This window comes from Alteromonas lipotrueae, from assembly GCF_019249255.1.
Classification (GTDB): domain Bacteria; phylum Pseudomonadota; class Gammaproteobacteria; order Enterobacterales; family Alteromonadaceae; genus Alteromonas; species Alteromonas lipotrueae.
Window position 1 is genome coordinate 40,278 of the sequence record NZ_JAESDJ010000015.1, and the last position, 13,261, is coordinate 53,538.

Sequence of the window (13,261 nt, forward strand, 5' to 3'; positions counted from 1 at the left end):
TGGAGCTGTACAACATGGAAAACAAACACGCACCGGACGCGATAGAGCCGGAAATAAGAGCAGAAATACTGCGGCGAATAGCCGCAGCAGAACATGAACACAATGTAAAAATACTATACGCCGTGGAGTCAGGCAGTCGCGCATGGGGATTTGCTAGTCCCAACAGTGACTACGATGTGCGGTTTATCTATGCGCATCCTAAAGACTGGTATTTAACCGTGGATGTGGAAGATAGGCGCGACGTCATCGAATATCCGATAGTGGATGAAATCGATATCAACGGTTGGGATATCAGAAAGGCCCTTAAGCTATTTTGGAAATCCAACCCAGCTTTTATCGAATGGCTTCAGTCCTCTATCGTGTATGTTGATGATGGGCACTTTGCAGTAAGAGCCCGAGAAATGATGCCGCGTATAGCATCTTCACATAAAGGGATGTACCACTACTTGCATATGGCCAAAGGCAACTATCGCGAGTACTTAAAAAAGGACGTCGTGCCGCTTAAAAAGTACTTTTATGTGTTACGACCGCTGCTCGCCATCATGTGGTTGGAGCGTTATGACAAACCGGCCCCTATTGAGTTTGACGTATTACGTAAATTGGTTGCGAATAACACATTGTTGAATGAAGCGATAACTGACCTTTTGGCTCGTAAGAAAGTGAGCCTTGAAAAGGAATACGCTAGTGCAGTGCCTGTGATAAACGATTTCATCGAATCAGAATTGAAACGTCACGAGTTTTATGCCGCTAACGTTACTGAGAGGGACGCCAATTTTGATGAACTGAACACCTTGTTTAAGTCTGTATTTGCATATATTTAAACCAGAGCAGCTGGAAAGTGTCTAGTTTATTGATGGCGATTCACCAATTACATTTCAACTGTTGGACTTAAGCCCTCTTCTTTCGCAAGTTGAGGCCACTCAAAGCTCTTATCGCAACTGCACTTCCACCACAAATCAAGATAAAAGTTCAAAAATTCCACAGCGAGGTGTATGGTTACTACTTAAGTATAATAAAAAGTGAGTTTCAGCTCACAATATCAAGGATGATTTATGAAGCTTTCAAGCATACTTTCACTGGTGAACCAGGTCGAAAAGTCGAAGTTCATTAATGCCATTGACCGCATATGTAGTGATGCAGTTAAGCATGATAAGAAGATTGCTGCACAACTAGACAAGTTAGACGGCCAGATAAAAAACGCATCTAGCACTGACATTACACAGCTGTTTAAAATAGTCCTCCCTTATTTCGAAAAATCTGTTCGTGAACAGTTAGCGATGTTAGGGGCGCAGGCCACTCTACTTACAAATATACTCAGCCGCGATGGTAACTGCATAGCCAGAATCAATTGGGTTGAATCGCTATACGCTAAAGAATGGACTGTCATCGATACAAGAGCGAATGAACTAAAATCAGAGATTGAAACCGTTGAAGAAGGTGAAATATTTTCCGATGGAAAACGCCTTGGTATTTATCACGCTTGTTTAAAAGAAGCTTACTCGAATGATGAACGAAGTAATCGTGAATCGAAGATTACGGATGATGAACGCGGCATTCTTAACGTTTTAGCAAAAAGCTTAGATGTTACAGCAGACGACCAAGCGGGTGTAGAGCACTTGATAGATCAGACACCCAAGAATGGTGTTCAAGATGCGCTAAACGAATTAAGAGAGATTGGTCTAATCTTTGTAAGCCGTAAGCTTCAAACCGTTTACGTGCCAGATGAAATTGTTAACTTGCTTCACAGACTGCAAGGCAAAGAACTAGCTGACAAACACTTTCTTCGAATACTACGCACTTTTAGCGACGCTGAGCTTTCCAATATACTTAAAAATCACAGAAAGAAAATTCGTGGTATTGAGCGCAAACAGAAAATTCAAAACGTTATGAAATTAGGCGTTGCGGTATCCCAAGTACTGCAATCCGATTTATATGCCGAAGACACACCGCTTAATGATAGAAAGGAGCGACTCAAAAACCTAATCTCGGACTTAGACTTAGATTTAGATAAGTTAGGTACCACACTTGAAGAACGTACCTCTATCATCCTAAATACACTAAATACCTGTACTGAGCGTGAGTTTAACGCCCTAAGCGCTACAGGCTTCAAAGAACTTTTCTCTGCATTGCAAAACCACTTCCCTTCCCTATCAACAGTATTGAAACACGAGTTTGAACTAGAAGAACAAGAAGAGTTAGACGTAGAGAAATTAAGAGCGCTAAGCATTACGCCCTACGACATTCTCTACATGCTTACTAACGACGAAGTTAAAGCGGTTGTTGAAAGCATGGGCATTAAAAAACGCGGAAACCTGCGCTTAAACATTTTAAACAGCTTTGCCGATGCCACCGATAAGTTAATAGATAACTATGCAGCACTGGCAAGACGCGATTTGGCAGCGTTAAAAGCTGAGAATGTCGAAATTGCCGAAGCAGATATCGGCGTTAAGTTTGAAGAAGTAACAAAGGCTATTTTCGAACAACTGGGCATGGCCGTAGATGAAGATCTTCGCCGCTCTATAAATACCTCAAAAGACAAAGCCGACATATTAATTTCGCTCAGCGAAATTGATGTAATTGTAGGTGAAGCCAAAACCTGTAAGAACGGTGACTTCGCAAAATACTCCACTACATCACGGCAAGTAAAAGCATACGTAAACCGGTGTGAGCAAGCTGGCAAACGTGTAGCGCAAGTTTTAATAGTAGCCCCTACCTTCTCGGATGATTTTGTAGAAAGCGCAGAAATGGATACAGAAGTAAATATTTCACTGTTAGAAGCTAGCGGTTTGAAGAAAATACTTGATGCCTATGAAGCAAGGCGGAATCCAAAGTTTTCCGCGAAATTGTTTACTAAGGGTGGGTTATTGAAGGCTGATTTGATAGCGAAGAATATATGAGGGTAGCGAAAAAACAGGCATAGTAATTTTAAGTCAATAATAAACTCCCTTAAATGATCCCTTTTTTCACGATATTCGGCAAATGTAACTATGATAGAAAAACTAATAAATTTTGAAGAGAATGAACTGTCAAAAAAAATACTTCTCCCATTATTCGAAAAAATTTACAGCTGCCGAGTCGCCTTTACAGGCGGTGTATACGAGAAAGGCCGTGATATAGTCATATATCATGAAACACCTTTGGGACAGTCAGATGTTATAGGTGTGCAGGTAAAGAAAATTAGAGCAACTCCAAACTCTTCAAACAAAAGCTTTCAACAGCTAATTACTCAACTAGACCAACTTAAGTCTGAACCAGTCATTTGCCCACAGACCGGAAACAAGATACCTGTTAAGACTAGGATTTTTATCACGCCGTTTGAGATATCAGAAAAAAGTTTTGATACTCACCCTGGAGCATTCAAGAAGATAATTGATGATGGAGTGACAATAATTGACGGAAGGGAAATAATTCGATTAATAAGAAAGCATCATCCAGAACTCGAACGAGTTGTTAGCGGAGATGAAGCCTATGTTGGAGAAAAACTAAAGCCTAATTTGAATAATAAAGCATTACTTAATGCTTTATATCTTTCAAATTCAAAAAACCTCTGCGATATATACTGTGAAGCCAGTATAAATCTAGGTTTTCGAAAAATAAAATCAAACCTATATTACTACTCAAGTAATTCTAACTCGGTAAATCTTAGCCCTAATGACATATACGATGCTGAATTATTAAATAAACTATGTTTATATACCCTTGGCTACGAATTCTATGATGAGACTGTACTTTTCGAAGCAAGGAAGTCTTTTCGTTTACTTGAAAATTTACGGTCAAAAATCAGACATAAAGCTGGTTCTATTGCATCCCAAATGTCGGCAATTAGAAAGAAATTGCAAGAAAGTAGATACAAAAGATTCTATCCCGAACAGTTAGACGATGAATTTGAGAAGTTCATAAACTCAGGATTTAGAAAAGTCACATTAGATGACAATGAATTTATAGAATTTAATAAAGAACTTAATTGCATTAAAAGCCAATATAAAAATGTATTAAAGGCTAGAAAAGATCTTAGTAATGAGCGTTCAAAACAGGATGACTTGCCAAATTCGATAGATATCTTTGTTAATTCCGAAAAACTGGCTAAAGAATTTAATTTACATATCTCAGAAATATCTAGAGTTGAATCCACATCTCACATTGACTCAGAAAATTACTTGAAATTAACTAAAAAAATTGATTCCGCATTGAGAATTATAAATTTTCACAGCAAAATCTTTTTTGAACAAGAAAATTTCGTTAAAAGAAGCCCGCCAAAAATCTCTATTGATGAAGTTTTCAACTCAAGGCAAAACGTAATTATTTTAGGTGATGCAGGCTCAGGAAAAACTACTAACCTCCAGATCTTTACCAAGAAAGCACTAGAGGCCGGTGATGATATACTTACAATTTATTTAACCTTAAGTGAACTAGCACTCCATATCAAAAAAAATAATGGAGGAGATATCATTGAAGGTATTCATTCATACCTTAATGAAATAGGAATAAACTCTTATTCTCTTGAGTCACTCAGAAATCACTTTACAAATGATAGAACATGCTTGGTTTTAGATAGTATTGATGAAGCAATTGTACAATACGATTTTATATTAGATTCATTGAGAAAATTCTCTTATTTTTATCGTAGCTGTCAAATTATTACTTCTTCTCGATTTACAGTTGAGAATTTACCATCACTAGGTTTTGTAAATGTCTCCTTACTGCCATTTTCGCCAGAACAAAAAAAGGAATTTTTTAATAAATGGTTCCATGGAAAGAACGAGCTTGTTGAACCAATTATCTCTCATTTGAAAAGTCACCCCGAGTTAGACGAAGTTATAACAAATCCTTTGTCCGCTACTATAATGGCTTCATTACAGGAGTCATCTATACCTTTACCTAGCTCTGAAGCTAATTTGTATAGAAAGAGATTTGACCTTCTTAGTGGCGTTTTCGATAAATTCAAGGGAATCAACAGGATGGTTTCCTCTCCAGATGATGTGCTCACTTGCAGCAAGCATATTGCTTTCAAAATGCATCAGATGAAAAAAAGAGAGCTACCTCGTGAGCAGATTAAAGCGATAATGGTCGATAGAGTTTCTTCTCGTCTCAAAGTTGATATTCTGTTCGATGAACTTGTAGCCCCATGCGAGATCCTTCTTGTCAACCCAAATGGAAAATATGGATTTGGTCATCTTAGATTTCAAGAATATTTAGCATCAGTACAATTAAATGAAGTAAGAAAGGCTTCTTTCGACAAAATGTTAAAATCGTCGTGGTGGCACGATGTATTCCTATTGTACTCGCAGCATGCATATGAGATTGATTGGCTAGTCGATTATGTAACTAACAATGAACTCTCAAAGAGCACGCATGAACTTATTAATCGCATGATAGGTTACAGATTAGATTCAGTTGAGAAAAATAGACTTACTCAACAGCTTGAAATTGCTTTATTAAGAGAGATCTCACCGGATGAATGAATCTCATCAATGTCATGGTGGTATTTTTGGGGGAAAGGTCATACTCATTGAGAGCACGCATAAACCAACTGATATCAAACAGCCGCTTGCGCCAGACTGCTGCTGTTTCCCTACCGTTTTAATCTGTGTTTCGTGCAAGTCCTTGCGTAACTCTGGGGATAGGTAGCGCTGTGTGAGCAAGGTGCCTTTATACAGCGTGTGCCAACGTTGAATTACGTCTTCTGTGCTAAATGCTTCCGCCTTATCCATAGCAACATGCAGCACCACATGCGTATGATTGCTCATCACCGCATAGGCGCATACATCAATAGCAAACACTTCACTTAGGGTATGAATTCGGTCTTCCCCCCATTGGCGACGATGCTCAAAGCTTTTGCCGTCTTGTTCACCACATAAGAATGTGCGGCGTACACAGCGAGAAACGCAGTGATAATATGGCGTATCCAATAAACTAATTTGCGATTTTCTGGCTTTAGGCATCAGGATTTTCTAACGTTGGTTTACTCCTTTAACAGTGTGAATAGCTAACCAAATTAAAGAAAGTGTACTGCGGTACAGTTTGGGTGCCACGTGTTATGCCTGTCTTATTAGCTCAACTCACAAAAAATATGCTCCTTACACTAGGGGAGCCCCCAACTTTAGTATTACTTACCATTAATGTTTAAAAAACTATACTTTATGATAACATCCGGTTAACAGATATTTAGCAAGCTGCAAATGCCTGCGTTAAATAAACGACTTTTCTTAAGCTTAAGTTAACGATCGAAGGTCTTGAACTGAAAAGGAGAATTTATGACAAAAAGCAACCATGCAGAACAAATAGAGACGATTACCTCCTCACAGAAACATGATCAATCCGATAGTGATGACGAACACATTGTCGAGACAGAAAACACCGGACGAAGAAAGTTTATTGGTTACATGCTCAAGGGTTCGAGTTTTGCCGTTGCGTTACATATAACCGGCGGTGCTCTACGACCTCAGGATGCCAACGCCCAGTTGTTAGGAATACCGGAGCTTGCAGATGAACTGGATTTAACAGACCTGCTGCTCATCTCCGGTGACCCTTTCTACTACGATTATTTAATTAAGATAACGAGTGATAACCGTGTCCGTTTTGAGCTTCCACGAATGGAAGTGGGGCAAGGTATATTAACCGCTGCAATGATGATTCTTGCCGAAGAGCTGGACGTTGAAATGTCCTCCATTGATGCGACTTTATCTCCGGCAGAAATCAGACGAGCGACTGGTCAAATTACAGGAGGCTCTCACGCCATAACCTCTCTTTGGGATCCGCTGCGCAAGGTCGCGGCAGCTCTGTTACTTAAGATAAAATTATCAGCCGCAGTGCATTTCGGGCTTTCTGTGAACGAAATTAGCACAGAAAATGGCTTTGCGATTGATAACGATGGCAGCCGCATTGCTTACTCTGAGCTCACCGCAGGTGTTGAAGGACGCAACGATGCCGCTCGACTGGCACAGCCTAAAGATCCGTCACAATACAAAATTATCGGTACGCAGCAAAAGCGGGTTGACGCGCGCGATATCGTTACCGGCAAACTAGATTTCGCGATGGATCTCGACGTAGTACCAGATGCGATGCCCACTTTGGTCGCTAGGCCACCCAGCTTAGGTGGTCGCGTGATCACGTTTGACGATTCTGAGGCAATAGGCCTGCCCGGCGTCCTTGCCATCAAAGAAGTTCCGCTGGATGTTGATGCAAATTCCTCTGGCGTGGCCGTTGTTGCGCGTTCCTTTGGCGAAGCATTTCGTGCGCGTGATGCACTTAATATTTCATGGAGTGTGGGTGCTGCCGAAAATCTATCTGACGCCGAGGTCATTGAGCAGTTACGTGCGATAAACCTGCCAACCTTACCTAATATTCCTCTGGCTACCGATTCGGTTGGCGGCGAGTTCATCTTTCCTTATTTGGCACATGCCCCCATGGAAACCATGACAGCAGTTGCCGATGCAACCGGCTCAAAGGTCAGGGTATGGACTGGTGCCAAGACGCCACTTGCAGCACAAGCCAAAATTGCGCGTGACCTTGGAGTCTTACCCACTGACGTCGAGTTGAATGTAATTCAGAGCGGCGGCTCATTTGGCCGTCGCTTATTTTTTGATGCAGCAGTTGAAGGCGCTCGTATTTCACAAATTGTAAACCGACCCATCAAACTTATGTTTACTCGACAGGACGACACAAAGTTTGGCCGCGCACGACCGCTCAGCTTGCATAACGTAAAAGCGACTTACACTAGAGGTTTTTTAATTGGCAAAAAAGTGTTGTCGTTTGACCATCGCGCTGCGACCGCTGAATTGGATCTCGAACATGGCTTTGGCGACGGTATTACTGCATTGGGAGGAGAATTAGCGCCCGCTGCTTTCAGCCAGACAATCTGGCACTCAACGCAACTAGTGCAATATAAGTTTGGTGTAACTTCCTTGCTGCTAAACGAAAAAAAATTCGTTGTGCCAACCTCCTCTTGGCGCGGCATCTACTCCGGCACAGCTGCCGTCGCAAACGAGATAGTTGTTGACGAATTGGCACGCGCAATGAACAAGGATGAATACCAGTTCAGGTTACAAATGCTGGATGATGATCGCTCCAAAGCTGTTCTGCGGAAAGTTTCTCAAGAGGGCAATTGGGGAAGGAGTATGGAAAAAGGACGTGCCCAGGGCCTCGGGTTGCATAAAGAGTATAAGTCTCGAGCTGCCGTGCTTGTTGAATTACAAACGTTCAAAGATCCGGAGAAAGAAAGTAAAGTCACCAAGATTGTTGTCGCGCTGGATGTGAACCGAGTATTGAATCCCACCGGCCTTGAGGCGCAAGTTATCGGTGCGGCAACCGATGCCATTACCTACATGATTCGCACCAGTTTACACCTCGACAATGGCGCAATACGCGAGAGCAGTTACGGCGATTTTGAAATTGCTCGAATGCGCAACACGCCACCGGATATTGAAGTGCATTTTATGCCGCCTAACGGAGAAACACCGGGAGGTGCAGGCGAGTTGGTAGTGCCTGCGGCGGCAGCGGCGATAGCCAACGCATTTGCCAGGGCGACGGGTATTGCACCACGTCGTTTTCCACTTCGTGACTTCTATCCAGAGGGTTAATTCATGCCACAAATTACATTTAATGTTAACAATAACCCGGTTTCTATCGACGCTGAAAACGACGATGAGCTCCTGTATCTCTTGCGTGATCGGCTTGGTATTACTGGCCCAAAATATGGTTGCGGTGTTGGCGTGTGTGGCGCTTGCACTATCTTTAAAGACGGTGAGCTAGTCCGCCCATGCATTGTTCCGATGGAAGAAGTGGAGGGTGCATCGCTAACCACTATTGAAGGGCTTGCGGTCGATGACATTCTGCATCCGGTGCAAGAAGCATGGATAAACGAAGATGTCGCTCAGTGTGGGTTTTGTCAGGCGGGACAAATTTTAACCGCCGTCAAACTCTTGGAGTCTAATCCCAATCCCAACGAGGATGACATTGATGAAGCTATGAGCGACAATATCTGTCGCTGTGGTACCTATCATAGGATTCGAAAAGCCATTAAACATGCTGCAGCTTTGATTCAGCAGACGACATAAGAGGCTAATTTTTGGGAAAACGGGTTGGGCTGAGAAGAACACCTTAATTTGTATAAGCTCAGATCTAATCTGAGTATTTCACCTATAGGGTCGGTAGTCTTGTAGACTGCTTAAAGCGAATTGCAGGAATTTCACCTGCTTTTAATTGGAGGGCTGCTCTACGTACACAGCTGTCCAACAGCGAGCCTTGACGGGCATCAAAAGACAAACAGCAGAATTTGATAACAGTCAGCAGTCAAATTCTTGTTCCAATTAAAAAGGAGCAGTTCTCGGGCAAGCTCCCCGCATTTAAAGACACCAGCTCCACAAAATCTATTTCACTTACCTTGTCAGCGTCCCTAAACCGCTTTATTTCAAAATAATAGTCTGCATAAGTAGCTCCTTTCTTTTTCAATTCTAAAAAAGGGTACTGTCTATATTTCCACACACCAATAACCATATCAGTGCCCGTGCTTTTTGTAGCCATTTCAAGAGTGAAAGAGCCATCCTTATGAAGATATAAAGAAGTAGCTTCACTACAGTCTTTAGCCTCGTATTCGTTCACTAAATCTTGTCGGAAAAACATTCGTTTATTGTCTTTGTTTTTGGGCAATAGAAATAGAGCCATTGAATTTTTTGTATACCAATGATTTCCTTTACTCAAACCTTCAATTCGCTGTATTGTGAAACCGGCAGTAGCTGATATGTAAGAGGCTATATCAATAGCTTCAGGTTCAAGTAAAATTAATGAGTAGAGAAGAGTATTTTCGGTAACACTCGCGGGAAAGTCGAATTCATTCAATTGAACGCGATATTTTTGAGACGAATCAAAAGCGTTGCTAATTTCGTCTCTTTGAGTGCTATCTAGGTATTTTGCATAAACATGAACGGTAGTTTTGCTCGCACACCCCGATAATAAAAGCACTAAGAAAACTAAAGTATGGTTTAAGATTTTCATCCATGAACTCTGATGGTGAAGCTGATTACAAGTGTAATCCAAAGTTTATGATTAAACAATAATGCTATTTTTGCTTACAAACTCCGTTGTTCCCCAGTGTCCGCTTCACGTACACAGCAGTCGACTAAATACTAGCAAGGCATAAACTGGAACAAAAAAGCGAGCCAAATGGCTCGCCTTTCAAATAACTCAGCACTAGCAGCAACGCTGCTAGCTCAAAAACAACCTACTCCCCTACCCCTCAATATAACTCTCTATACTAGGGCAAGAACAAATCAAATTACGGTCACCAAACACATCATCAATGCGGTTAACCGACGGCCAGAATTTATTTCTGTGTACTTCTGGTACTGGGTACGCCGCTAGGTTGCGGTCGTAGCTGCGGTTCCAGTCGCTGTCACAAATATCGGCTAGCGTATGTGGTGCATTGTGTAACGGGTTGTCAGTGGCATCCCACTCGCCGCTTTCTACTTTCGCTACTTCTTGGCGAATGCTTATCATGGCATTTACGAAGCGGTCTAGCTCGTATTTTGCTTCCGATTCAGTCGGCTCAATCATTAGCGTGCCGGCTACTGGGAAGCTCATAGTTGGTGCGTGGAAACCGTAGTCGTTCAAGCGTTTTGCTATATCTACTTCGGTTACACCACTGGCTTCTTTTAATGGGCGTAAGTCAATAATACATTCATGGGCTACGCGGCCGTTTCGGCCTTTGTACAGTACGTTGTAGTGCCCTTCTAATGCCTTGGCTACGTAGTTGGCATTAAGTATGGCTACTTCGGTTGCCTTACGTAGGCCAGCCGAGCCCATCATTTTAATGTACATGTAGCTTATTGGCAGAATAGACGCACTGCCCCATGGTGCAGCTGAAACCGCACCGCAGTCTTTACCTGCTGTTTCAATATTTACTACCGTGTGGTTTGGTAAGAAAGGCGCAAGGTGCGACTTAACACCAATTGGCCCCATACCTGGGCCGCCACCACCGTGTGGAATGCAGAAGGTTTTGTGTAGGTTTAAGTGCGATACGTCTGAGCCTATATAACCAGGTGACGTAATGCCCACCTGCGCGTTCATGTTCGCGCCATCCATGTACACTTGGCCGCCGTACTGGTGCACAATTTCACACATTTCACGAATGGTTTCTTCGTACACGCCGTGGGTAGATGGGTAAGTGATCATAGCGCACGATAAGTTATCGCCCACTTCTTCGGCTTTCTTGCGAAGGTCGTCTAAGTCTACGTTACCGTTGTTGTCACACTTTACTACCACTACGTTCAGGCTAACCATTTGTGCCGAAGCTGGGTTAGTGCCGTGTGCTGAACTTGGAATTAAGCATACGTTTCTGTGCCCTTCGCCGCGGCTTTCATGGTAACGCTGTATGGCCAATAAGCCTGCGTACTCACCTTGTGCGCCTGAGTTAGGTTGCATAGAAAGGTTGTCGTACCCAGTAACGTTAATTAACCACTCGGCTAGCTCGGCAATCATTTCTTGATAGCCTTCTGCTTGGTTTAGTGGTGCAAACGGGTGAATTTGGCCAAACTCTGCCCAAGTTACAGGAATCATTTCCGCGGTAGCGTTTAGCTTCATGGTGCACGAACCCAATGAAATCATTGAGTGGTTCAAGGCTAAATCTTTATTCTCTAGGCTTTTAATATAACGCAGCATTTCAGTTTCTGAATGGTACTGGTTAAACACTTCGTGCGTAAGAATATCGCTGGTGCGTAGTAGGTTTTCTGGAATGGCGCTAGCAGGCTGCGTGGTTACATCGGCATCTAGTGCTTCTACGCTTAAGCCGTGGTCGCTGCCTAGAATAACGTTAAACAAGGTAGCAATGTCTTCACGGGTAGTGGTTTCATCAAGTGAAACCCCTACTGCACCTTCTAAATCGGCACGTAGGTTTAGGCCGTGTTCGTAGCCTTTGTTTAGTACAGCGTCTTTGTTATCTACCAATACAGTTAGGGTATCGAAGTAGGTGCTGTGCTTAAGGGTTACACCCTTGTTTGTAAGCCCTGCCGCTAAAATATTGGTTAAGCGGTGTATGCGCTGAGCAATGGCTTTTAAGCCTTTAGGGCCGTGGTATACGGCGTAAAAGCTGGCCATGTTAGCTAGCAATACTTGCGCGGTACAAATGTTCGAGTTGGCTTTTTCGCGACGAATATGTTGCTCGCGAGTTTGCAATGCCATACGTAGTGCTGGGCGGCCGCGAGTATCTTTACTTACGCCAATAATACGGCCAGGCAATGAACGCTTGTAGCTGTCGCGTGTTGCGAAGAAGGCAGCATGTGGGCCACCGTAACCCATTGGCACACCAAAGCGTTGTGCGCTACCTAGGGCAACGTCTGCGCCTAGTTCACCGGGCGATTTTAATAACACCAAGCTCATTAGGTCGGCGGCTACTGCCACTATGCCTTTTTTGGCTTGTACTGCGGCAATAATGTCTGAAATATCGCTAACTTCACCGGTAGTGCTTGGGTATTGCAGTAATGCACCAAATACATCGTGATCGGCAGCTTCGCTAGCTGGGCCGGTAATAATACCAAAACCAAACATTTCAGCGCGTGTGGCTACTACGTCGTGAGTTTGTGGGTGTACGTCGTCAGCAATAAAGTAACTGCTGGCTTTTTTGTTTTTTGATACACGCTTTGCCAATGTCATGGCTTCAGCGGCGGCGGTGCCTTCATCAAGTAATGAAGCAGACGCTAGCTCTAAACCGGTTAAATCAATGGTTAACTGTTGGAAGTTAAGAATAGCTTCTAAACGGCCTTGGGCAATTTCTGGCTGATACGGGGTGTAGGCGGTGTACCAACCTGGGTTTTCCAATACATTGCGCAAAATAACGTTAGGCACGTGGGTGTCGTAATAGCCCATACCAATGAAAGATCGGTTCACTACGTTTTTGCCAGCAACTGATTTTAATGCGGCTAGTGCATCTACTTCGGTTGCCCCTTCGCCTACTTTTAGCGGCTCGGGTAGCGCTATGCCAGCCGGTACGGTTTGCGCAATTAAATCGTCTAACGATGTTGCGTCAATGGCCGACAGCATTTGTTGAATTTCTTCTTCGCCTGGGCCTACGTGGCGGCGAATGAATGCGTCTTTTTGCTCTAGTTGAGCTAATGTAGGAGAAGTATTCGACATAACGTTGTTAAGCACTCGCAATGTATTGCCCCGAAAGGCAGGATAAAACACAAATAAAAACGTAAAGATAAAAAGGGGCCAATTAGAAGCCCCTTTTTAATTATTACTGGTTACTACGCTCCGGTTTAGAAGCAAC

General features: G+C 43.0%; 7 protein-coding genes and 1 pseudogene. 5 read left to right on the forward strand and 3 right to left on the reverse strand.

Annotated features, from left to right (window positions below; genetic code table 11):
• Positions 1 to 14: 14 nt before the first annotated feature.
• From KYS23_RS17025 to KYS23_RS17035, 3 genes are all read left to right on the forward strand, one after another.
• Positions 15 to 821, forward strand: coding sequence for a nucleotidyltransferase domain-containing protein (locus KYS23_RS17025; protein WP_159532616.1), 807 nt, complete (start codon positions 15 to 17; stop codon positions 819 to 821).
• A gap of 231 nt (positions 822 to 1,052) precedes the next feature.
• Positions 1,053 to 2,897, forward strand: a complete 1,845-nt coding sequence (locus KYS23_RS17030) for a hypothetical protein (protein ID WP_218419541.1) — start codon at positions 1,053 to 1,055, stop codon at positions 2,895 to 2,897.
• 90 nt (positions 2,898 to 2,987) lie between these two features.
• Positions 2,988 to 5,462, forward strand: a complete 2,475-nt coding sequence (locus KYS23_RS17035) for an NACHT domain-containing protein (RefSeq protein WP_218419543.1) — start codon at positions 2,988 to 2,990, stop codon at positions 5,460 to 5,462.
• A gap of 40 nt (positions 5,463 to 5,502) precedes the next feature.
• On the opposite strand, the pseudogene KYS23_RS17040 reads toward KYS23_RS17035, so the two are convergent.
• Positions 5,503 to 5,942, reverse strand: a pseudogene (locus KYS23_RS17040) (transposase); the annotation flags it as partial.
• 312 nt (positions 5,943 to 6,254) lie between these two features.
• On the opposite strand from KYS23_RS17040, the gene KYS23_RS17045 reads away from it, so the two are divergent.
• Together KYS23_RS17045 and KYS23_RS17050 are read left to right on the forward strand one after the other, a co-directional pair.
• The gene (locus tag KYS23_RS17045; protein WP_159532622.1) at positions 6,255 to 8,579 is read left to right on the forward strand and encodes a molybdopterin cofactor-binding domain-containing protein; all 2,325 of its coding nucleotides are present in this window, start codon (positions 6,255 to 6,257) and stop codon (positions 8,577 to 8,579) included.
• Positions 8,580 to 8,582: 3 nt separating this feature from the next.
• Positions 8,583 to 9,056, forward strand: a complete 474-nt coding sequence (locus KYS23_RS17050; protein WP_159532624.1) for a (2Fe-2S)-binding protein — start codon at positions 8,583 to 8,585, stop codon at positions 9,054 to 9,056.
• Between the two features lie 235 nt (positions 9,057 to 9,291).
• Here KYS23_RS17050 and KYS23_RS17055 read toward each other — a convergent pair whose 3' ends face one another.
• Entirely contained in the window at positions 9,292 to 9,993 is a 702-nt protein-coding gene (locus KYS23_RS17055) for a hypothetical protein (RefSeq protein ID WP_159532626.1), read from the reverse strand.
• 234 nt (positions 9,994 to 10,227) lie between these two features.
• Positions 10,228 to 13,125, reverse strand: a complete 2,898-nt coding sequence (gcvP, locus tag KYS23_RS17060) for an aminomethyl-transferring glycine dehydrogenase (RefSeq protein ID WP_218419545.1) — start codon at positions 13,123 to 13,125, stop codon at positions 10,228 to 10,230.
• Positions 13,126 to 13,261: the final 136 nt, after the last annotated feature.